Origin of the sequence: Corynebacterium glaucum (genome assembly GCF_002287505.1) — a bacterium.
GTDB classification, from domain to species: Bacteria; Actinomycetota; Actinomycetes; order Mycobacteriales; family Mycobacteriaceae; genus Corynebacterium; species Corynebacterium glaucum.
Genome location: NZ_CP019688.1, coordinates 1,521,644 through 1,542,255 on the forward strand (window position 1 = coordinate 1,521,644; position 20,612 = coordinate 1,542,255).

Below are 20,612 nucleotides of genomic sequence, written 5' to 3' on the forward strand. Positions count from 1 at the left end.
GGGGGCTCCTCCTTGTAAGTGTTAGTGCGTTGCGCAACAGGTGCCGGACGCGTCCGCGTTTCCGGATGGGGTTTGCGCGGGCGCACCGATCGTCGGCAAGCCTAGGCCCACTCCGACTGGAGCGGTTGTGGGCAACTGGCCGACCTCCGAGTTATCTCCAGCCTTGGTGCGACGGTGCGCGGTGATGCCGGAGTCGGCGATGAGAAAGTGCGGCTTTGCGTCGGTGACGGTGACGTGGACGATGTCGCCCGGGCGGACCTCGCGGTCAATTGCGCCGTCGACGGCCTCGGCGAGGGCGAAGTGGACAAGGCGACCGTCGCGCGCACGGCCGGACATGCGCTGGGTGCGGTCGTTCTTGCGACCGCCCTCGGCCTGGACCAGCAGCTCCACCTCTGTGCCGATCAGCTTCGCGTTTTCCTCCGCGCTGATCCGGTCCTGCAGCGCGACGAGGCGTTCGAAGCGTTCCTGCACCACGTGCTTCGGTACCTGCCCCTCCATCTTCGCGGCCGGGGTACCCGGGCGCGGGGAGTACTGGAAGGTGTAGGCGGAAGTAAACCGGGACTGCTCAACAACGTCGAGCGTGGCCTGGAAATCCTCCTCGGTCTCGCCCGGGAAGCCGACGATGATGTCCGTAGTGATGGATGCGTGCGGCAGTTTCCCGCGCACCTCGTCCAAAATCCCTAAGAACTTCTTCGAGCGGTACGACCGGCGCATGTCCTTGAGCACCTTGTCGGAACCGGACTGCAGCGGCATGTGCAGCTGCGGGCAGATGTTCGGGGTCTCCGCCATCGCGTCAATGACGTCGGAGGTGAACTCCGCCGGGTGCGGGGAGGTGAAGCGCACGCGCTCCAGGCCCTCGATCTCGCCGCAGGCGCGCAGCAGCTTGGAAAACGCCGATGGGTCGCGCTCCATGTCAGGGTCTGCGAAGTGCACGCCGTATGCGTTGACGTTTTGGCCGAGCAGGGTGATTTCGGAAACGCCTTCGTCGACAAGCGCTTGCACCTCGGCGAGGATGTCGCCTGGGTGGCGGTCGATCTCCTTGCCGCGCAAACTCGGCACGATGCAGAACGTGCACGTGTTGTTGCAGCCCACCGACACGCTCACCCACCCGGCGTAGGTGGATTCGCGCTTGGCGGGCAGAACCGAGGGGAACACCTCGAGCGCCTCGGCGATTTCGACTTGGGCAGCGTCCTCGACACGGGCGCGCTCGAGCAGCGTCGGCAGCGCGGAGAGGTTGTGGGTGCCAAACACCGCATCGACCCAGGGCGCCTTCTCAAGCACCGTGTCCTTATCCTTCTGCGCGAGGCAGCCGCCCACGGCGATCTGCATGCCGGGGTGCTGCTGCTTCGTGTGCTTGAGCTGGCCGAGGGTGCCGTAGAGACGCTTGTCGGCGTTTTCACGCACTGCACAGGTGTTGAACACCACGAGATCCGGGGTCTCATTCTCGTTTGCCGCGACATACCCCGCGTCTTCGAGCATGCCTGAGAGGCGCTCGGAGTCGTGAACGTTCATCTGGCAGCCGAAAGTACGCACCTCGTAGGTGCGCTCCGGGTTTTTGCGCATCGCCGTACTCACGGCGCCCAAGTTTAACGCTGCAGGCTACGAGGGCCTAAACGGGAGTTTCGAGGCGGGTCGAAGGGGCCGTCGATAAGCATTTGAGTAAATTTTTGGCGAAAATGTATTCTCCGTCACGTTAATCGGGTAAATGTAATGCGCATGACACAGGCGACTGCTGAACCGATGATTCTGATTCAGGATGTGGACAAGCACTTCGGCGACTTCCATGCGCTGAAAAACATCAACCTCGAGGTCCCCCGCGGCCAAGTGATTGTGGTGTTGGGACCGTCCGGCTCAGGCAAGTCGACGCTGTGTCGCACGATCAACCGGCTCGAAACCATCGATTCCGGCACGATCGAGATCGACGGGAAGGCGCTGCCCGAGGAAGGCAAGGAGCTGGCAAAGCTGCGTGCCGATGTAGGCATGGTGTTCCAGCAGTTCAACCTGTTTCCGCACCTGACCATCCGCGACAACGTCACCCTCGGCCCCACCAAGGTGCACAAATCGAAGAAAGCCGACGCCAACAAGCGTGCCGACGAACTGCTGACCCGCGTTGGCATTGGCAACCAAGCCGACAAGTACCCCGCCCAGCTCTCCGGCGGGCAGCAGCAGCGCGTCGCCATCGCCCGAGCGCTGGCTATGGACCCGAAGGTCATGCTTTTCGACGAACCCACCTCCGCGCTCGACCCAGAAATGGTCGGTGAGGTGCTCGACGTCATGGGCGAGCTCGCGGCCACCGGTATGACCATGCTCGTGGTCACCCACGAGATGGGATTTGCCCGCAAGGTCGCCGACCGCGTCATCTTCATGGCGGACGGCGAGATCGTCGAAGACACCGACCCGGAGTCCTTCTTTACCAACCCGCAGACCGATCGCGCCAAGGACTTCCTAGGCAAGATTCTGCACTAGCGCACCCCGACTGCAAAACATTTGCACCTCCACAAATCTGATTCGAAGGAGTTCACCATGAACCGTGCAACCCGCATCATGGCAGCCACTGCGGCAGCCGCTCTGAGCCTGTCCATCGCTGCCTGCGGTGGGTCCGATTCCAGCTCCTCCGGCGGCGACGGCGGCGCATCCGGCGAAGGCCTGCTCTCTCACATTGAAGCCGGCAACGTCACCCTGGGCACCAAATACGACCAGCCAGGTCTTGGTCTGCGTGAACCGGACGGCTCGATGAGCGGCCTGGACGTTGACATTGCGACGTACGTGGTCAACTCGATTGCGAAGGACAACGGCTGGAACGAGCCGACCATCACCTGGCGCGAGACCCCGTCTGCGCAGCGTGAAACGCTAATCCAGAACGGCGAGGTCGACATGATCACCGCGACCTACTCCGTCAACAAATCGCGTTCTGAGACGGTGAACTTTGGTGGCCCGTACCTGCTCACCCACCAAGCTCTGCTGGTGCAGGATGCCAACACCGACATCAACGGCCTGGAGGACCTCGACGGCAAGATCCTTTGCTCCGTCACCGGCTCCACCCCGGCACAGAAGGTCAAGGACACCCTGCCGGGCGTGCAACTGCAGGAGTATGACACCTACTCCTCCTGCGTTGAGGCACTGCGCCAAGGCAACGTCGATGCCCTGACTACCGACGCGACCATCCTTGGCGGCTACGCAGCACAGTCGCCCGGCACCTTCAAGCTGGTCGACCTGGAAAAGGACGGCAAGCCGTTCACTAACGAGCACTACGGCATCGGCCTGAAGAAAGACGACACGGCCGCCACCGAAGCAATCAACAAGGCGCTGCAGGCGATGTACGACGACGGCTCCTTCGACAAGTTTGTCGACGAAAACATCGACGGCGGCCAAGGCGTGGAGAAGGCGAAGCCGGGCGACCTATCCTTCCTGAACTAACACCCCGTCCCTCTCCTCCCTTCCCCGCATCGCGCAACCACAAGGAGTTACACGCATGGATGCTTTATGGGCAGATTTGTTGCCCAAGCTCTTGCCAGCTTTTTGGACCACGATCAAACTGACGGTGTATTCCGCCATCGGTTCGCTCATTTTGGGCACGATCTTGACCGCGATGCGGGTCTCCCCCGTCGGGATCTTGCGCTCCATCTCGGCGTTTTACATCAACACGGTGCGCAACACCCCGCTGACCCTGGTGATCCTGTTCTGCTCCTTCGGGCTGTATCAAAACCTTGGTCTGCAACTTGCCAGCCGCGACTCCAGCACGTTTCTGATGGATCAGAACTTCCGGCTCGCGGTGCTCGGCTTCATTCTTTACACCTCGTGCTTTGTGGCTGAGTCGCTGCGAAGCGGCATCAATACCGTGCACTTCGGCCAGGCCGAGGCGGCGCGATCGCTTGGCTTGAGCTTCGGACAGACGTTCACGCAGATCGTCTTCCCCCAAGCCTGGCGCGCGGCGTTGGTGCCACTGGGCAACACGCTCATCGCGTTGACGAAGAACACCACGATCGCCTCCGCGATCGGCGTGGCCGAGGCGTCTTTGCTGATGAAGTCCACCATCGAGTTCCACGCGAGCCAGCTGTTCATCATTTTCGGTGTGTTCGCGCTCGGCTTCGTCATCCTAACCCTGCCCATGGGCCTAATCGTTGGCCGCCTTGCTGACCGAATGGCGGTGAAGAAGTAAATGGCACAAGAAGTGCGCGCCACAGTTCTCTACGATGCGCCCGGCCCCAAGGGCATCATGCGCAACCGCATCTACACGGTGATCACCCTCGTCGTGCTTGCGCTGGCAGCCTGGTGGGTCTTGTCCACCCTCGGCGACAAAGGCCAGCTCGACGCGGCAAAGTGGACCCCGTTCCTTGAAGCCAACACCTGGAAGACCTACATCCTGCCCGGCTTATGGGGCACCATCAAGGCCGCGCTCACCAGCATTGTGTTCGCGGTCATCTTCGGCGTCATTTTCGGCCCCGGCCGACTCTCCGAGTCACGCCTCGTGCGCGGGTTCTGCGCGGTGATCGTGGAGTTCTTCCGCGCAATCCCAGTGCTTTTGCTGATGATCTTCGCCTACCAGTTTTTCGCGGTCTACAAACTCGTGCCGCCGAACGGACTCGCATTCTGGGCGGTCGTTGTGGCTCTCACCCTCTACAACGGCTCGGTCATCGCGGAGATCCTTCGCGCGGGCATCAACTCGCTGCCGAAGGGCCAGACCGAGGCAGCCCGTGCGCTGGGAATGTCGCACTGGCAGACCATGTGGTCGATCCTGCTCCCCCAGTCCATCGCGGCGATGCTGCCGGCGCTCATCGCGCAGATGGTGATTGCGCTCAAGGACACTGCGCTGGGCTACCAGATCGGCTACGTCGAGGTGGTCCGCTCCGGCATCCAGTCCGCCTCTACGAACCAGAACTTCCTGGCCTCGCTCGTGGTTGTTGGCGCCATCATGATCATCATCAACTACGCGCTCACCTTGCTCGCCGAGCGCGTCGAGCGCCAGCTTCGGGCTGGGCGCGCACGACGCAACATCTTTGCCAAGGTGCCTGAGGCTGCCAGCGCAGGCGTGGGCTTGGACACGAAAGACACCGTCAACGTGGACTGGCACGCGCCGGGCTACACCGAGCTAGAAAACCCCGACCGGGGGCACTAAGCCGCTTATCGACGGCCCATGGCAACGCGAATTATCCCACGTCGCTGCTGTCCGAGTTGAGCGCATCGATTCGCGCGTCCAAGGTCTCACGTGCGACACGCAGCGACATCTCTGAGGAGTAACCGCGCCGCGCGAGTACGCCAACAACACGGCGCAAGTGCTTGTCGTATTCCTGCCGATCCGTGGGTGGTGCCTTCACAGCGCGGGCTTTCTTTTCCGCCAGCACCCGTGCTTGCGCCTCTTCGTCCTCCGGAGAAACTTGGCTGAGCGCATCGGCGCGGATATCCGCTGCCACGCCCTTGTCTCGCAGCTCGAGGTCAAGTGCTCGCGCGGATTTTCCACGGGCCGCTGCACGCTGGCGCACCCACTCGCGGGCGAACGCCTTGTCGTCGAGCAGCCTCGAGCGCTCGAGGGAATCGAGCACTTCCTCTACGAGGTCCTCCTCGAACTCGGCTTTTAGCAGCCGCTCGCGAAGCTCGTGCCGGGAGCGGGCACGCTGATCTAGGAGGCCAAGCGCCCGCTTACGCACGGGTGCGATGGCCTCCTCGTGGGTGCGGTCGAAGAGTTCTCCGCCCCCATGTGTTTTGTAGTGATCGAGGGCCTCTTGTAGCCGTGCGATTTTGTCCGGGTCGGGCGTATTCAACGGCTAGCTGCCCTGCGCGGGCAGAAGGTTGACATCGTCGTTTTCGTCCTCGTCATCGTCGAAGTCGATGTTGGGGACCATGTCGACGAGGTCGTCCGAAAGCTCGTCGCTCGCCGCATCCTTGCCCGCATATGCCCCGACACCCAGTGCCTTGAAGATCTTGTCTTCGATCTCGTCAGCCAGTTCCGTGTTGTCCTTGAGGAACAGCCGGGCTTTTTCCTTGCCTTGGCCGAGCTGCTCACCTTCGTAGGTGAACCACGAGCCGGACTTCTTCACGATGCCGTTGTCCACGCCCATGTCGATGATGGAGCTCTCGCGGGAAATACCTTCGCCGTACATGATGTCGAACTCGGCAACCTTGAACGGCGGCGACACCTTGTTCTTCACCACCTTGAGCTTGGTGCGGTTACCAATCGAGTCCTGGCCGTCCTTCAGCGTCTGGATGCGGCGCACGTCGCAGCGCACGGAGGCGTAGAACTTCAGCGCTTTACCACCGGTGGTGGTCTCAGGAGAGCCGAACATCACGCCGATCTTCTCGCGCAGCTGGTTGATGAAGATCGCAGTGGTACCCGAGTTGTAGAGCGCGCCCGTCATCTTGCGCAGCGCCTGCGACATCAGGCGAGCCTGGAGACCCACGTGGGAATCACCCATCTCGCCTTCGATCTCCGCCTTCGGAGTCAGTGCCGCAACGGAGTCGATGACGATCATGTCGATTGCACCGGAGCGCACCAGCATGTCGGCGATCTCTAGTGCCTGCTCACCAGTGTCTGGCTGGGAGACCAAGAGATTATCCGTGTCTACGCCAAGCTTCTTCGCGTAGTCCGGATCCAGCGCATGCTCCGCGTCAATGAAAGCCGCGATGCCGCCAGCCTTCTGCGCCTGCGCGATTGCATGCAGCGCCACCGTGGTCTTACCCGAAGACTCCGGGCCGTAGATCTCCACGATGCGGCCGCGCGGCCAGCCACCGATGCCCAGTGCCACGTCGATGGCGGTATTGCCGGAGGAAATGGACTGGATCGGCGGGCGGTTGTCCTCACCCAGGCGCATGATGGCGCCCTTGCCAAAGTCCTTCTCAATCATCGCCAGCGCTGCATCGAGCGCATTCTGGCGGTCGTTGCCAGCGGCTCCAGTCTTCTTCTTTGCTGCCATGTGCTTGTAACTCTCCTGCGATGTGTAGCTAGCGTGCGTGCTTCAAACCGATATGTATTAGACGTTCACCGACACCGTCTCGGTTCCATCAACACTTCGAAATCCTAGAACGCGGATTCAACACGTTCGAACGTACACGCAAACATGTTCGATAACAATGTGACACGCGCGCACCCGAACGCAACCTTCCCTGCCTTACTTTCCCGGCCGATCTACGCCTAAACGCCGCTCTTCCGGCACGTCAAACGCGTCGCAAAGCCCCTCCCACACGACGCGCGGATCGACACCATTTTCGATTAGCTCGGCCGCTGTGCGATCGCTTTGCGGCAGCACCTGCGACTGGACGATCCACTGCGCACGCTCCGCGCCGAACTCGTCTTCCACGAGCTGATCAAATTCCGTCAAACGCATGCCACCTAACCTACACACACCCCACGCCTCTCCCTTTCTGTAAGCGCGCCTTTTTCATATCGCTTGAACACCGTTCAGATACTCTTCTTCACATGACATCTGTGCACGCCTCTTCAGACTCCCAACCGCCGCGCTCCAGCTCTAGCGCCAGCACTGCCACTGACATCGCCTACATTGCAGTCTTCGCCGCCATCATCATCGTGCTGGGGTTCCTCGCCATCCCAGTCGGCGCCCTCGGCGCACCGATCGTGCTGCAAAACGCCGCAGTCATCCTCGCCGGCCTAGTCCTCGGACGCCGCCGCGGTTTCCTCACCGCCGCAGTGTTCCTCTTGGTAGGCCTGGCACTTCCGGTGCTCGCAGGCGGGCGTACCACCATCGCCGCAATCGGAGGCATCACGGTCGGGTACCTTGTCGGCTACCTGGTTTCCGCTTGGGTCGCTGGCGCGATCGCCTACCGTGCACCGTTCAAGTCGAACCGGGGCATGGCAATTGCCGTGCTCATCATCGCAGGTTACGTGGGACTCTTCATCCAGTACTTCTTCGGCGTATTCGGCTTCATGTTCCGCGCGGACATGACGTTCATCCAGGCGTGGCAAGCCCAATTGCCGTTCGTGCTGACCGATGCAATCGAGATTGCGCTCGTGATCGCCGTCGCAATCGGAGTGCACTCGGCGATCCCGGACATCCGCAGGGGTCGTCGATAAGCATCATGCCCCTCATTGAGTTTCGCGAAGCCTCCGTTTCCTACGACGGCGAGACCGTGCTCGCCCCGCTCAACGTCAGTTTTGACGAGCAGCGTGTCGGCATCATCGGCTCGAACGGCTCCGGCAAATCCACCACCGTGCGCATGATCAACGGTTTGATCGAACCCACGACAGGCAGTGTGCTTTACGACGGCCTCTCCCCCACGAGCCAGGGCAAAGACGTCCGCAAACGGGTGGGCTTCGTCTTCTCCGACGCGGAATCACAAATCGTCATGCCAAGGGTGAGCGACGATGTGGCGTTCTCGCTCCGTCGGTTCAAACTGCCCCGCGCTGAGGTCCAGGCTCGGGTCACCGCGGTGCTGGAGAGGTTCGAGCTTTCTCACCTGGCCGAAAACTCGCCGCACACCCTCTCAGGCGGCGAGAAGCAAATGCTCGCGCTCGCCTCGGTGCTGGTGATCGAGCCGGACACCGTGATTGCAGATGAGCCAACCACGCTGCTCGACCTGCGCAACCGCCGCCGCATCATCCGCGAGCTGATGAGCTTGGAGCAGCAATTGGTGGTAGTCACCCACGACCTGGACATGCTTCGGGATTTCGACCGCGTGCTGGTCATCGACGAGGGGCAATTGCTTTACGACGGCTCCCCGGACGACGCCATCGCCTTCTACATCGACCGAATGGATGCCAAGCCGTGATCCGCGAGCTACCGCTAGGCGTCTACGTTCCCGGTAGTTCCTTCCTGCATCGGGTGCACCCGAGCCTGAAGTTCTTGCTGCTGGTCGCGTTCGTCCTCTGGGTGACCATCTGGCCGACACTGCCATGGCAATCGATGGCGGCCCTGACATTGATCATGGTGCTGTATGCGCTCGCCGGGATCCCAGTCGGCGTGGCCTGGCGCCAGTTCGTAACGTTGTTGCCGTTCTTACTCTTCCTCTGCGCGTTTATCTGGTGGCAAAACGGACTGGCAGCGGCTCTGACCACGGGCATAGGATTGACCGCCACAATCGCCGCTGCGAACTTGCTGACGCTGACTACCACGGTCGAAGCGCTGTTGGACGCGCTTGACCAGAGCCTCCAGCCGCTCGCTCGCGTTGGTGTTCCCGTGGAACTGATCAGCCTCACCATCGCCCTGACCATCCGGTTGATCCCGCTCATGCTGGCGACCGCGAACGAAGTGCTCGACGCGCGCCGGGCCCGCGGTGCCGGGTTTTCCTTCGCCGCCTTCGGTGTGCCGCTTGTGATCCGAGCGGTGCGCCGCGCCCGCCAAATCGGCGAGGCGCTCATGGCGCGCGGCGCGGTGGATTAAGCCCAAAACCGCCTCCATCCCGCAGTCATACAACGGGATGGAGGCGGTAGATGCAGAAGCGTTAGATTTCGCCGCGCAGCTCGCGCATGCGCTCGGCAACAGCGTCGTCCGAGACACCAGCCCCGGACGGCTGCTGGGACTGCTGCGCTGCACCCGGGCCGTTCGCACCCTGCTCAATCGCCGGCTTCGAGCCGGAGGTCAGCTCACCAGACATCTCGGCACGGATCTGCTCGAGGCGGCCGTGGCCAGCCATCTGGATGCCTGCCTGCTCAACCTCAGCCATACGGCCTTCGATGGAGTTTTGCGCAAGCTCGGCGGCACCGAGCGCGTTCGCGTAACGACGCTCGATTTTGTCGCGCACCTGATCCAGGTTCGGGCCAGTCGCGGTAATGGAGTTCATCTGGCGCATGGTCTCCGAGACCTTTTCCTGCATCTTGGCCTGCTCGAGCTGGCTCAGCAGCTTGGAGCGCTCAGCCACCTGCTGCTGCAGGTGTGCCGCGTTGCGCTCCACGGCCTGCTTCGCGGCCCCTGCCTGCTGCAGCGCCTGATCGTGGAGCTGCTTGGTGTCTTCCACGCCCTGCTCTGCGGTCACCAGCTGGGCAGCGAAAGCCTCTGCGGCATTCTCGTACTCGCTTGCGCGCTTCTGGTCGCCCTCGTTGCGAGCCTTGTCAGCGAGCTGCAGCGCCTGGCGGGTGTTCGCCTGCAGCTTCTCCACGTCCTCCAGACGGCGGTTCAGCTGCATCTCCAGCTGACGCTGGTTGCCAATCACAGCAGCTGCCTGCTGGGACAGCGCCTGGTGCTGACGCTGCGCCTCGCTAATCGCCTGCTCGATCTGGACCTTCGGATCAGCGTTCTCTTCGATCTTGTTGTCGAAGAGGGCCATGAGGTAGTTCCAGAACTTCTTGAACGGGTTCGCCATGGGTCAAAGACCTTTCGTGGAATGTTTTATCTATCGCGTAACCACAATAGACGCGATCCGCCCGCCACGCTGCAGGCGCTCAGGGTTTTAGGCCTCGGCTGCAGCTGGAGTGGTCGAAGCCAACTCGTCATTGATTGAAGGCAGCGATAGGTTCGCCACAGCCTCGAGCAGCACCTCGGCCACGGTGGTGTCCAACGCCTGGCAGATAGAGGCAAGCACCTCGGAGGAGACCTCTTTACGCCCACGCTCCAGCTCGGAGAGGTAGCCAGGTGAAACCATCGCGTGGGTGGCAAGCTCTCGAAGTGTCACGCCCTTATCGGCGCGGTAGGCACGCAGCGACATCCCGAGCGCCTCACGCAGCAAGGGTTCGCGCTGGCGGGGGTTACGCACCGGGGAAACCGGCACAGTTGCCGGTGCATCAAAAAGCAGAGTTGTTGTAGCCATCATTGAGTTCAACGGTACTCACCCCGCAATTGTTCCCTCGGGTTGGTCACGCACAGCCTTCAGCGCCCCACGCAGCGCTGCTTCAACGGCAGCGGCGCGAATCTCGTTGCGGTTGCCCGCCAACACTCGCACCGGCTCCGACTCCCCTGGAACCAGGGCGTAACGGCTCATCGCTATAGGCGCCAACTCGGCCGCGGGCGACGACGCGGTCCACTTCGGGCCACTGACACCAATCCACACCTCACCGACGTGGTGGCCGTCCTGCGGGTCCGGCCCGGCGACGCCCGTCAACGCCACCGCCCAGTCCGCACCGCACGCAGCCTTGCAGCCCCGAGCCATCTCGCGGGCGGTTTGCGCCGAGACCACGCCGTGGCGCGCGACCACTTCCTCGCCCACCCCAGCGAGCGTGACCTTCAAATCGGTCGCGTACGTCACCAACCCGCCGCGCAGCACGTCGGAGGCCCCCGGCACGCCAGCCAAAGTCGCGCACGCAAGCCCCGCCGTCAGCGATTCGCAGAACGCGATGGTCTGTCCGCGCTGACGAAGTTCGTCGATAAGCAATTGCTCGATGCTCGCTGTGCTCATTGGGCTCACTGATTGACCTTCTTCGCATCAACCAGATACTGAATGCCGGTGACCACCGTGACCACCACGGCCAGGAGCATGACAATGTACGTCGGCACGCTCATCCACTCCGGCAGCGGACAGAGGTACATGCCCACGCCCACCGTTTGCAGCACGGTCTTGAGCTTGCCGCCCTTCGACGCGGGCACGACCTTGCCTTGGCGCAGCATGCCCATGCGCCAGAAGGTGATGCCGAGCTCACGGATGATGATGACCACCGTCATCCAGATCGGCAGGTTGCTGGCGGTGTTGAGCGTCACCAGGGCGGTGATCATCAAGGCCTTGTCCGCGATTGGGTCGGCGATCTTGCCAAAGTCCGTCACCAGGCCGCGTGCGCGGGCGATGTCGCCGTCGAGCTTGTCCGTGACCATCAGCGCCACAAACAGGCCGAACGCCCACCACCATTGCTGGCTCAGCACCAGCCACGCGAACACCGGAATGAACAGGATGCGCAGGCTGGTGAGGATGTTCGGCAAGTTCCAGTTGGACTGCTTGCCAGGCGCCGGGGTCGAAGTGCTCACGCCGTCCACCCTACCGACCGCCGCTTGCGGGCCTAAACTGCCACGCATGAAGTATTTTGCATGCACTTACACCTACGGCGACGACGCGGCCCTGATCGACGCCACCCGCCCTAAGCACCGCGAGTTCATTTCCAACCAGCTAGGACTCGGCCGGATTGTCGGCTCGGGCCCGTACGTCGACGGCACTCAGGCGCTGATCATCATTCAGTTGCCGGATACCGCGACCGAGTCCGATGCCACCGAGCTGATGGACCAGGATCCCTACATCGCCGCCGGCGCGCTGGCCAAGCGCGAGATCCGCGAGTGGAACCCGGTTTCTAACATCTTCAGCTAGAGCTTTTTCGCTTATCGACGGCTAACGCTGCCCCTTCGCCACGTCGAGGTGCTCCGTCTCGCGTGATCCCGTCGCGGTGTGGTCACCCTTGCCGGAGGTAGCCGGGTCGTCGATCCACTCGACGTGGTTGCCGTCCTTGTCGATCTTGCGGCGGTTGCCGTGATCGTCGTAATCGATGCGGTAGCTCTCCTCGTCCGGATCGATCTTGCCGTTTTTAACGTCGCTGCGTTGCTTCGCAACGGACGCGATCGCGGTGATCGCCAGCACGCCGACGATGACCACAAGCGAGGTCACGGTACCGATCTCCGGGACGTTGAGGCCCTCGCCGCCGTTGATGAACGGCAGGTTGTTCTCGTGCAGCGCGTGCAGCAGGAGCTTGACACCGATGAAGCCGAGGATGATGGCCAGGCCGTACGGCAGGTACACCAACTTGTCCAGGAGGCCGTTGAGCAGGAAGTACAGCTGTCGCAGGCCGAGCAGCGCGAACGCATTCGCGGTGAACACCAGGAACGGTTCCTGGGTGATGCCGAAGATCGCCGGGATGGAATCGAACGCGAACATCACGTCGATGAATCCGATGGCGAGCAGCGCCACGAACAGCGGGGTGACCGCTTTCTTACCGGACTGCGTCTTCGAAACGAGGCTGTCGCCGTGGTAGGACTGCGTAACCGGGATCGCCTTGCGCAGCGTCTTGACCACGAACATGTCGTTCGGGTCCTGTTCCGGCTGGTCGGTGGCTTCGTCGTAAACCAGCTTGACCGCGGTGTAGATCAAGAACGCGGCGAAGATGTAGAACACCCACGACCATGCGGAGATGATCACCGCGCCCAGCAGGATGAAGATGAGGCGGAAAACCAGCGCCATGACGATGCCGATGAGCAGCACTTTCTGCTGGTACGCGCGCGGGATCTTGAACGAGCCCATGATCAGCGCGAACACGAACAGATTGTCCACGGACAGGGACAGCTCGGTGATGTAGCCGGTGAAGAACTGCAGGCCGTGCTCGGCGTCCCACAGCCACCAGACGATGCCGCCAAAGATGCACGCCATCGTCATGTAAAACAGCGCCCAGCCGCCCGACTCTTTCATTGACGGTTCGTGCGGCGTGCGCACGTGGGACACAAAGTCGAATACGAAGAATCCGAGGATCACCACCGAGGTGATGAGCCAGATCCACAAAGGAACGTCCATAGGTGTTTGCCTCCGGTCTTAAGGGAAAGGTAGGTGGGTCGGACCGGAGGTCTCCCCCGCCAACGCGGGCTGTGAAGACCGGGGCTTCCGCTTGACGACGGCTCCGTGCTGACGATCTCCAACAATTCTGGGGTACTCCCCTCCATGTGCGAAAACGCTGCCGTTTTCACAACGCTAAGACACCCTACACGGCGCATCGGCGTGGCCGCCGCATGAAGCACGCTATTCGAATCGAGAATGTTTGGACGGCGTGTTCAGCGGTAGACAGATGTAGTTGAAATCGCATTCTCAGGTTAGAGATGCGAGAAGGTGTTCTTCTTCATTTTTCACTTAACCAATCCGGTGGAAACCCTGTACATAGCGGCATGAACAGATTGCGACCCGTTAATGGTTTATAAAGTTATTTATAGATCTGATTTTTCAGTTGACTCGCTTACTTAACGTTCGTAATGTCTAGCTCGTTCTGCTGGCAATCTCCTGTGATGGCCGTGTAGACATCGTTCACCCACATCCGCCCCGACTCAAAGGTTTGGGTCGCGGGAGCGGATACTTTCTACATCGAAAGGTAAAGCTATGGCACACGCCATGAAGCGAACCGCAGCTATCGCGCTCGCGGCAGGTCTTGCAATCCCCGGCACCATCGGTACCGCTGTCGTGCTGAACACCGCCCCGGCGTTCGCGCAGTCCATCGACACTGTCAACGAGGCAACCGGCTCTATCACCGTTCATAAGCGTACAAACCACTCTGAACTGGGTAGCGACCACGACGGCTCGGATCTCGGCACCGGTGCGCCGGGTGAACCGCTCAACGGCGCGCAATTCTCTCTCCAGCCGTTGCAGTTGATCACTGATGACGCAACCTTCGCCGCGGCAGCCGGTCTTAAGGTGTCCGGCGAAACTGTTGTCGATGCCGACGGAAACACAGTCACTCCTGGAACTGCCCAGACCGGTACAACCGAAGGCGAAGGCACAGTCACCTTCGGAGACCTTGCTGCTGGTGCTTACCTGCTGACTGAGACCGCGGCACCTGCCTCAACCGACACGGTCTACATCCCGGCTGCCCCGATGATCGTGTACGTACCGATCGCCAACAACGATGAGTGGAACCGCGACGTTCACGTCTACCCGAAGAACACTGAGCTGAAGACCACTAAGAAGGTCGTAGACAAGGACCGTCAGCCGGTTGCTGGTGACAAGATCGACTACACCATCGACACCAACGCACCGGTCATGCCGCAGGGTCGCACGCTGACCGAATTCAGCCTCAACGACTACTACAACAACAAAGAACTACTGAACCCGGAGATCGGCGCGCTGACGTTGAACGGCACGGCTCTTGCCGAGGGCACTGACTACACCGTCTCTACCGACGCGTACACCGCCGGTGACAAGGGCGACGCAAACACCAAGACCTCGTTTGTGTTCACCGAGGCTGGCCTGCAGAAGCTTACCGACAGCAAGGGTGGCGCTATCCAGGTCACGATCAAGGCTGAGGTCGCCAAGACCGTCGTCAAGGGTGGCGAGGGCCTCGATGACGGTGCGGTTGATAACTACGCCGACACCACCGGTGCCACCAAGCGCACCGACGATTCCACCACCGTCGACGAGCCGTTCAAGACCCCGGAGGAAAAGGTCACCTCCTACTTCGGTGCGGTGCGCATCGTGAAGAAGGGCGAGGACGGCAAGGTGCTCCAGGGCGCTAAGTTCGAGCTGCACAAGGTCTCCTCCGACGCCACCTGTGACGGTGTCAAGGCGGGTGCTGACACCAAGATCGAGACCGGCGACCTGGTTACCGACAGCAACGGCAAGTTGTTCATCAACAATCTGCACGTCACCGACGTAGCCAACAGCACCGAGACCATCGATGACACCTACTGCCTGGTCGAGACCGAGGCACCGTCTGGCTACCAGAAGCTCACCGCAGCTATCCCGTTCACTCTGACCGCGGGCGAAGTCACGGCTGCGACTGCAGACGACCAGGTTACGACCGAGGTCTACAACATCTCCAAGGACGTTGAGAACACGAAGCGTCCTGAGTTCTCCTTGCCGCAGACCGGTGGGATGGGTGTTGTTGCCCTGGTCCTGGCTGGTTTGGCAATCCTCGGCGGTGGCGCATTCGCCGCACGTCGCCAAAACGCCTAACCCCAGGCACGCACTCGATGTAGTGCACCGTGCACACCGGCTAGACCCCATGCGGTTTTTAGCCGGTGTGGGCGCACCCATGTGGGGAGGCGTCCAAAGCCGAAACAAAGTATCCCCACCCACTTTTCATCACTAAGGAGCCACCATGTCTTCGGTCGTCGGAGCCAGACCACAAGAGCCAGGCAAAAACAGCTCACTCCACAGCACCGCAGAACAGAGCGCCAACCGTCGCGTACTCCTGCCGCTGCTGATCATGCTGCTCGGACTAACCGTGTTGGTCTACCCAGTCTTTTCCACCCAATGGAACAACTGGCTCCAACAACGCTCCGTCGACGACTACCAAAGCCAGGTGCGCTACGGCGAGCAAAACGACCCGGACGCTCTTGAGCGAGCGCTGGAATCTGCCCGCAGCTACAACGACACTCGCGCCGACGGCCCAATCCTCGACCCGTGGCTCGCACGCATCTCCAAAGACAACGCCGACTACCAGGCCTACCTCGACGAGTTGGATGACTACCCAGCGATGTCCCAGGTCGCGATCCCATCGATCAACTCCAACCTGCCCGTCTACCACGGCACCAGCGAAGACACGCTGCAAAAAGGTGTCGGCCACCTCTTCGGCTCCGCACTACCCATCGGTGGTGAAGGCAACCACACCGTGCTTACCGGCCATACAGGACTGACCAACGCGACGCTGTGGGACAACCTCATAGACGTCCAAGTAGGTGATGCGATCTACATCAACACCTACGGGCACAAAATGAAATACGAAGTCCACGACACCGAAGTCGTACTCCCGGATCAGACGGACTCCCTAGCGTCAATCCCTGGCCAAGACCTCGTCACCTTAATCACCTGCACCCCGTACGGCATCAACACCCACCGCCTCCTCATCCACGCCCACCGCGTGCCCATGGATCCGCAGGAAGCCAACGTCTTCGACGAAACCACCAAACTCATGCAGTGGTGGATGTGGCTCATCCTCACCATCGCCGCCCTCGCCACCGCCGCCATCATCTGGTGGCTTCGCAAACAACACACTCCCGCCCTGACCAATGCCAAAGATGACACACACGATGAAAGCTAGACTCCTTGCCACCAGCGCAGCCACAGCCGTGATGCTGCTTACGGTCCCTGGCGGTATTGCGGATGCTGATGCTCAGTCTCGTCCGGTCAGCGGCAACGACGGCAAAATCTCGATGCAGTCCGTCGACCGCAACCGTGCACTCAGCCTGAAAGTCACTAAGGCGAAGGGCAACCTCTACGACGACACCCATGAAGGTGAACTTCCCGAAGGCCGTCTCGAAGGTGTGAAGTTCACACTCTTCATCGCCCCGGACATCCCAGTAGGCACAGATGCTGATCGCGACGAAGCCAGCCGCGCACGCACAAAAGAAGAATGGGACGCCGTCAAACGCGAACCGGTCGCAACCCAAACCACCGACAGCAACGGTGAAGTCACCTTCACCAACCTCGCACCCGGTCTCTACTTGTTGGAGGAGCTCGCCCCCGATGCGGAGCACAACTACCACACCTCCGCACCGCAATGGATTGTCCTCCCGCTAACCGATGCCTACGGCACCCGGTTTGTTTACGACAACGTCATGGTGGTCAAACCCTCCCCGACCACAACCCCCGCCACACCGGGCGTGCCGTCGCCACCCGGAGCGAAAGAAACCCCAGCTCCTCCCGATACCCCGCCGGGGAAAATCACGACCCCGATAGTCACCCCACCACCGGCGACACCTCCAGCGGACACTTTCCCAGTGGACACACCCCTAGGAGACAATCTAGCTCCAAACACCCCGCCGGAAGACTCTCCGGTCAAGCCCGGGCCGGGCCGGCTGGCTGAAACAGGTGCCAGCGTACTGCTGATCGTTTTCGTCGGTCTCACCCTCATCGGACTCGGCGTGCTCATCTCAAGGAAGAAGGCGAAATGATGCGAACTCACGAAAGCTCATTGACGAAACGCATCGCCGCCGCGGCGGCAGCTGCCGCCGTACTGTTCACCGCAACCCCGGCAATCGCTGCCCCACAAACCACCACCGTTGCGGCCACAACAGAGCAGACCTGGACCGTCACCGACGAAACCGGAAACACCATCGATGCCGAACCCGCCGTCACCGTCACCGAAACCAAGACCGCCGAAAACGCACCAACCCAAGCGAAGCCGGCTCAAAATGCGCCTGCCACTACATCGGCGAAGCCAAAACAGCTCACCGAACCGGAACTCGCTGAAGACATCACTTTCACGCACGTAGGTACTACTGCAGATGGCAAAGAAGAATACGAACTCGAGGCAACGGTTAACCTTCCCGCCGATGAGGTAACCGGGCAGGTGTTGCCGCTTAATGCGATCTCGTTGATGCGCACCGAAGGCACCCTCAACCTTGATTCGGTTGAAAACGCCACCATCGACGGCGCCGAACTCAACAAGGACGCCGTCGAAGTATTCACCTACCCCGACATCCCCACCGAAGACGATGAAGCCCTCATCCCAGACGAAGTCACCGGTGATGTCATCACCCTCGACATTGCTGATGAGAACATGGGACGCACCGCAACCGTCACCGCAACCATCTACGCCAACGAACGCGCTTCCCGCAACATCGAATGGGACCTCTACAACGGGGTACTCCCACTCACGCTCAACAACATCGAGGTTGAAGGCGGGGCACCAATCGCCCCTAACGGCCCCGTCCCCGCCGACAGAGCGCGCGTCGTCGTCCAGGTAGCTGGCGATAAATTGCTTTCAGGCACCAACGGTGCAACCCGCGCGTCTGGCCCGAACGGCGAGCGTCTGGAGCGCGTCTTCCAAAACACCCCCGGCGAGGGTGCTGTCCTGCGACTATACGCCCCGCTGAACGACAAGAAGTTCGGTATGTCTGAGACGGCAACGGCCTGGGAGCAGGGCGCTCGCGGTGAGAACGCACGTCCGATCAACCAACCGTGGGCGACGTGTACGGCAGATGCCAACGGCGAGTGTGTCTTTGAGATTCCCCGCGGCAACGGCGCGGACATCTACGACTACTACTGGGTCGTCATGGAACAGGCTTCGCCTGGCTACAAGGTACAAGACTGGGTCCGCCTGGGTGTCTCTGGTGACACGGACACTGGCCGTGCGCGCATCCTGCGTCACGCCTACCCGACACCGCTGCTCAAAGGCGGCCAGATCTACTACTCCGGTGCGAAGTACAAGCGTATTTCCTTCAACCGGGATGGTTATGGTTCGGACTGGGGCGACTTCGACTCCGCGTCCTTCATGTACGAGGAAACCACTGGTCAGTATCAGGGTGCTTTTGGTGGCCACGTGCCGTACCGCAGCTCTTTGGGCTCGTTCACCCAGGTGCGTGAGAACCCGGCGATGCCGGAGACCTGTGGCCTCAAGGCGGCGCTCATTGTCGATACGTCTGGAAGCATGGGCACCAGCATGGATGTCATGCGCGACGTCGTCGGCAGCGTTATCGACGGTCTGGCGGAGACCAGCACTGAGCTGGGTTTATACAGCTTTTCCACGACCTCCCCGGGCGATGCTAGGAACCTGCCCAATTTGGATCCGAAACCGACCTACACCCCGGAAGGCCGCGCAGCTTTGAAGAGCTGGAAGAACAACCTGACTACCAGACGCTCCTCCGGAGCGACGAACTGGGAAGACGGCCTGGAGCAGGTAGCGGAATACAACGCGAAGAACCCGAACTCCCCGTACGACGTGGTGTACTTCATCACTGACGGTAACCCGACGGTGTACAACAACCCGGCTGGTAGCCCGGGCCAAGGTAACTCCGGTGCGGAAAGTGAGATGCGCGAGCTGGAAGCAGCTATCGCCATGTCCAACACCGTGAAGTCTCAGGGCTCGCGCATGGTGGCTGTGGGTATCCCGGCGAAGTGGCCAACCTTTTGGGGCACCCCGATCCCATCAAAGCGTCTGTCGAACCTGGAGATCTCCGAGCTGAACTTACAGGCCGTCTCTGGCGGTCAGGGTGGTGTTGACGAGCGATCCCTGCGCTCGAAGGACTTCGTGTTCTTCACCGAGCAGGACGTGTTCAAGCAGGCGCTATTGAATTCGCTCAACCTTCCGTGCCAGGTGACAGTCGAGCGACGCTTCTACGAAGGCGATGACGAGAACGTAGTCCCGAATTTCGACAACACTCGCGGCACCAATGTAGAGACCAACGCCAATAAGTGGGAGTTTACTGCTGACATGACCCCGACGTCCGGGACCGAGGAACAGCAGTCGAAAGTCCCGGACTCCGTGAACAAGCTAGGTGACAACAACCAGGCCGGATTCCCGTTGAACCGCACCACTGGGTACACCCAGATCGACATCAAAGAACCCGCAGGCAAGATCCCCAGCGGCTGGATACGCATGGATGCCGGTCCGAACGGTGAGCGCGCCCAGTGCAGCACCAAAGCTGGCAAACCGGTTACGACCACCGCGCTCGAGTCGGAGAAGACTAACGATTTCCGTCTGAAAGACGTGCCCGTCAACGGCGGCATTCACTGCGTGGTGTACTACCGGATCCCATCTGAACCACCTCAACCCGGCACATTCAAGTTCAAGTTGAACAAGGTCGATGCTCAGGACAACACTATCGGCCTGGAGGGTGCGGAGTTCAAACTCGAGGGGCTCGATGAAAGCAACGCAGGTGAACATGCTCCATCTTCTGTCGAGAACGCTGGAATAGGCGAGTTCAACTGGACTGAATTGAAGACTGGCCGCTACAAGCTCTCGGAGACGAAGGCTGCTGATGGCGGGTACATCTTGTTGGCTCAGCCGGTGTTTTTCCGGGTGGTCAGGGACGGTAACGCCACGAAACTGTACGTGCTTGAGAACGAAAGTGATCAAACCGGCATCGAGCTGACGGAGGAGAACAAGGCCGAGATCGTCACGTTCCCGATCGTTGGTCTCGACCAATCCGGCGCCGACAACGAGACCACGATCACGATGAAACTGGCCAACACCAAGGTCGGAGAACTGCCCAAGACCGGTGGCACGGGCGTCCTCGTCCAGGTCATGATCAGTTTGCTGATCATGACGGCCGGCGCAGCCGCCGCGCGGACTATGCGACGAGCTGCGTAGCAGTGCAACTCGCACCAATCACCCCGCC

General features: G+C 61.1%; 21 protein-coding genes. 12 read left to right on the forward strand and 9 right to left on the reverse strand.

Translation table 11 applies throughout. The annotated features are described in order from the left end of the window. Nucleotides 1-21: 21 nt before the first annotated feature. The gene (gene miaB / locus CGLAU_RS07425) at nt 22-1,563 is read right to left on the reverse strand and encodes a tRNA (N6-isopentenyl adenosine(37)-C2)-methylthiotransferase MiaB (RefSeq protein ID WP_095660137.1); all 1,542 of its coding nucleotides are present in this window, start codon (nt 1,561-1,563) and stop codon (nt 22-24) included. Nucleotides 1,564-1,716: 153 nt separating this feature from the next. Here miaB and gluA point away from each other — a divergent pair, with 153 nt between their 5' ends. Genes gluA through CGLAU_RS07445 form a run of 4 tightly spaced genes read left to right on the forward strand, consistent with a single transcriptional unit; the run spans nt 1,717 to nt 5,116 of the window. Beyond that, entirely contained in the window at nt 1,717-2,466 is a 750-nt protein-coding gene (gene gluA, locus CGLAU_RS07430; RefSeq protein ID WP_095661113.1) for a glutamate ABC transporter ATP-binding protein GluA, read from the forward strand. A gap of 57 nt (nt 2,467-2,523) precedes the next feature. Then, nucleotides 2,524-3,417, forward strand: coding sequence for a glutamate ABC transporter substrate-binding protein (locus CGLAU_RS07435; RefSeq protein ID WP_095661114.1), 894 nt, complete (start codon nt 2,524-2,526; stop codon nt 3,415-3,417). Between the two features lie 55 nt (nt 3,418-3,472). Then, nucleotides 3,473-4,159 (forward strand): amino acid ABC transporter permease, encoded by a 687-nt coding sequence (locus CGLAU_RS07440; protein WP_095660138.1) that lies wholly within the window; start codon nt 3,473-3,475, stop codon nt 4,157-4,159. Beyond that, on the forward strand, nt 4,160-5,116 hold the full coding sequence (locus tag CGLAU_RS07445) for an amino acid ABC transporter permease (protein WP_095660139.1): 957 nt from the start codon (nt 4,160-4,162) through the stop codon (nt 5,114-5,116). It begins immediately after the preceding gene. Nucleotides 5,117-5,147: 31 nt separating this feature from the next. Here CGLAU_RS07445 and recX read toward each other — a convergent pair whose 3' ends face one another. The 3 genes from recX to CGLAU_RS07460 form a co-directional block, all read right to left on the reverse strand. Beyond that, entirely contained in the window at nt 5,148-5,759 is a 612-nt protein-coding gene (recX, locus tag CGLAU_RS07450; RefSeq protein WP_095660140.1) for a recombination regulator RecX, read from the reverse strand. Between the two features lie 3 nt (nt 5,760-5,762). Beyond that, entirely contained in the window at nt 5,763-6,908 is a 1,146-nt protein-coding gene (recA, locus tag CGLAU_RS07455; protein WP_095660141.1) for a recombinase RecA, read from the reverse strand. A 195-nt stretch (nt 6,909-7,103) separates the two neighbouring features. After that, the gene (locus CGLAU_RS07460) at nt 7,104-7,319 is read right to left on the reverse strand and encodes a DUF3046 domain-containing protein (protein WP_095660142.1); all 216 of its coding nucleotides are present in this window, start codon (nt 7,317-7,319) and stop codon (nt 7,104-7,106) included. Nucleotides 7,320-7,411: 92 nt separating this feature from the next. On the opposite strand from CGLAU_RS07460, the gene CGLAU_RS07465 reads away from it, so the two are divergent. Genes CGLAU_RS07465 through CGLAU_RS07475 form a run of 3 tightly spaced genes read left to right on the forward strand, consistent with a single transcriptional unit; the run spans nt 7,412 to nt 9,329 of the window. Beyond that, on the forward strand, nt 7,412-8,023 hold the full coding sequence (locus CGLAU_RS07465) for a biotin transporter BioY (RefSeq protein WP_095660143.1): 612 nt from the start codon (nt 7,412-7,414) through the stop codon (nt 8,021-8,023). Between the two features lie 5 nt (nt 8,024-8,028). Further along, nucleotides 8,029-8,718: an energy-coupling factor ABC transporter ATP-binding protein gene (locus tag CGLAU_RS07470; RefSeq protein WP_095660144.1), complete on the forward strand. Its 690-nt coding sequence runs from the start codon at nt 8,029-8,031 to the stop codon at nt 8,716-8,718. Next, nucleotides 8,718-9,329, forward strand: a complete 612-nt coding sequence (locus tag CGLAU_RS07475) for an energy-coupling factor transporter transmembrane component T family protein (protein WP_095661115.1) — start codon at nt 8,718-8,720, stop codon at nt 9,327-9,329. The genes CGLAU_RS07470 and CGLAU_RS07475 overlap by 1 nt, the downstream gene beginning before the upstream one ends. 61 nt (nt 9,330-9,390) lie before the next feature. On the opposite strand, the gene CGLAU_RS07480 is transcribed toward CGLAU_RS07475, so the two are convergent. The 4 genes from CGLAU_RS07480 to pgsA form a co-directional block, all read right to left on the reverse strand. After that, nucleotides 9,391-10,248 (reverse strand): PspA/IM30 family protein, encoded by an 858-nt coding sequence (locus tag CGLAU_RS07480; RefSeq protein WP_095660145.1) that lies wholly within the window; start codon nt 10,246-10,248, stop codon nt 9,391-9,393. 87 nt (nt 10,249-10,335) lie between these two features. After that, on the reverse strand, nt 10,336-10,695 hold the full coding sequence (locus tag CGLAU_RS07485; RefSeq protein ID WP_415877120.1) for a helix-turn-helix domain-containing protein: 360 nt from the start codon (nt 10,693-10,695) through the stop codon (nt 10,336-10,338). Nucleotides 10,696-10,710: 15 nt separating this feature from the next. Further along, entirely contained in the window at nt 10,711-11,277 is a 567-nt protein-coding gene (locus CGLAU_RS07490) for a CinA family protein (protein WP_095660146.1), read from the reverse strand. Nucleotides 11,278-11,282: 5 nt separating this feature from the next. Further along, complete coding sequence (pgsA, locus tag CGLAU_RS07495) at nt 11,283-11,837, reverse strand: CDP-diacylglycerol--glycerol-3-phosphate 3-phosphatidyltransferase (RefSeq protein WP_332461810.1); 555 nt, start codon at nt 11,835-11,837, stop codon at nt 11,283-11,285. 46 nt (nt 11,838-11,883) lie between these two features. Between pgsA and CGLAU_RS07500 the strand changes: the two genes are divergently transcribed. Next, the gene (locus tag CGLAU_RS07500; protein WP_095660148.1) at nt 11,884-12,171 is read left to right on the forward strand and encodes a YciI family protein; all 288 of its coding nucleotides are present in this window, start codon (nt 11,884-11,886) and stop codon (nt 12,169-12,171) included. 21 nt (nt 12,172-12,192) lie between these two features. Here the strand turns inward: CGLAU_RS07500 and CGLAU_RS07505 are convergent, their stop codons facing one another. Then, complete coding sequence (locus CGLAU_RS07505; RefSeq protein ID WP_095660149.1) at nt 12,193-13,362, reverse strand: TerC family protein; 1,170 nt, start codon at nt 13,360-13,362, stop codon at nt 12,193-12,195. Between the two features lie 573 nt (nt 13,363-13,935). Here CGLAU_RS07505 and CGLAU_RS07510 point away from each other — a divergent pair. The 4 genes from CGLAU_RS07510 (at nt 13,936) to CGLAU_RS07525 (ending at nt 20,584) form a co-directional block, all read left to right on the forward strand. Then, on the forward strand, nt 13,936-15,504 hold the full coding sequence (locus CGLAU_RS07510; RefSeq protein ID WP_095660150.1) for a SpaH/EbpB family LPXTG-anchored major pilin: 1,569 nt from the start codon (nt 13,936-13,938) through the stop codon (nt 15,502-15,504). Between the two features lie 145 nt (nt 15,505-15,649). After that, nucleotides 15,650-16,591: a class C sortase gene (locus CGLAU_RS07515; protein WP_095660151.1), complete on the forward strand. Its 942-nt coding sequence runs from the start codon at nt 15,650-15,652 to the stop codon at nt 16,589-16,591. Further along, on the forward strand, nt 16,581-17,444 hold the full coding sequence (locus CGLAU_RS07520; protein WP_095660152.1) for a SpaA isopeptide-forming pilin-related protein: 864 nt from the start codon (nt 16,581-16,583) through the stop codon (nt 17,442-17,444). Before CGLAU_RS07515 ends, CGLAU_RS07520 begins: the two co-directional genes overlap by 11 nt. After that, entirely contained in the window at nt 17,441-20,584 is a 3,144-nt protein-coding gene (locus CGLAU_RS07525; protein ID WP_095660153.1) for a SpaA isopeptide-forming pilin-related protein, read from the forward strand. The genes CGLAU_RS07520 and CGLAU_RS07525 overlap by 4 nt, the downstream gene beginning before the upstream one ends. The last annotated feature ends 28 nt before the right edge of the window (nt 20,585-20,612 follow it).

Coding starts and splice junctions, on each gene's coding strand:
- miaB (WP_095660137.1), bottom strand. CDS start 1,563: ATGCGCAAAAACCCGGAGCGCACCTACGAGGTGCGTACTTTCGGCTGC.
- gluA (WP_095661113.1), top strand. CDS start 1,717: ATGACACAGGCGACTGCTGAACCGATGATTCTGATTCAGGATGTGGAC.
- CGLAU_RS07435 (WP_095661114.1), top strand. CDS start 2,524: ATGAACCGTGCAACCCGCATCATGGCAGCCACTGCGGCAGCCGCTCTG.
- CGLAU_RS07440 (WP_095660138.1), top strand. CDS start 3,473: ATGGATGCTTTATGGGCAGATTTGTTGCCCAAGCTCTTGCCAGCTTTT.
- CGLAU_RS07445 (WP_095660139.1), top strand. CDS start 4,160: ATGGCACAAGAAGTGCGCGCCACAGTTCTCTACGATGCGCCCGGCCCC.
- recA (WP_095660141.1), bottom strand. CDS start 6,908: ATGGCAGCAAAGAAGAAGACTGGAGCCGCTGGCAACGACCGCCAGAAT.
- CGLAU_RS07460 (WP_095660142.1), bottom strand. CDS start 7,319: ATGCGTTTGACGGAATTTGATCAGCTCGTGGAAGACGAGTTCGGCGCG.
- CGLAU_RS07465 (WP_095660143.1), top strand. CDS start 7,412: ATGACATCTGTGCACGCCTCTTCAGACTCCCAACCGCCGCGCTCCAGC.
- CGLAU_RS07470 (WP_095660144.1), top strand. CDS start 8,029: ATGCCCCTCATTGAGTTTCGCGAAGCCTCCGTTTCCTACGACGGCGAG.
- CGLAU_RS07480 (WP_095660145.1), bottom strand. CDS start 10,248: ATGGCGAACCCGTTCAAGAAGTTCTGGAACTACCTCATGGCCCTCTTC.
- CGLAU_RS07485 (WP_415877120.1), bottom strand. CDS start 10,695: ATGATGGCTACAACAACTCTGCTTTTTGATGCACCGGCAACTGTGCCG.
- CGLAU_RS07490 (WP_095660146.1), bottom strand. CDS start 11,277: ATGAGCACAGCGAGCATCGAGCAATTGCTTATCGACGAACTTCGTCAG.
- CGLAU_RS07500 (WP_095660148.1), top strand. CDS start 11,884: ATGAAGTATTTTGCATGCACTTACACCTACGGCGACGACGCGGCCCTG.
- CGLAU_RS07505 (WP_095660149.1), bottom strand. CDS start 13,362: ATGGACGTTCCTTTGTGGATCTGGCTCATCACCTCGGTGGTGATCCTC.
- CGLAU_RS07510 (WP_095660150.1), top strand. CDS start 13,936: ATGGCACACGCCATGAAGCGAACCGCAGCTATCGCGCTCGCGGCAGGT.
- CGLAU_RS07515 (WP_095660151.1), top strand. CDS start 15,650: ATGTCTTCGGTCGTCGGAGCCAGACCACAAGAGCCAGGCAAAAACAGC.
- CGLAU_RS07520 (WP_095660152.1), top strand. CDS start 16,581: ATGAAAGCTAGACTCCTTGCCACCAGCGCAGCCACAGCCGTGATGCTG.
- CGLAU_RS07525 (WP_095660153.1), top strand. CDS start 17,441: ATGATGCGAACTCACGAAAGCTCATTGACGAAACGCATCGCCGCCGCG.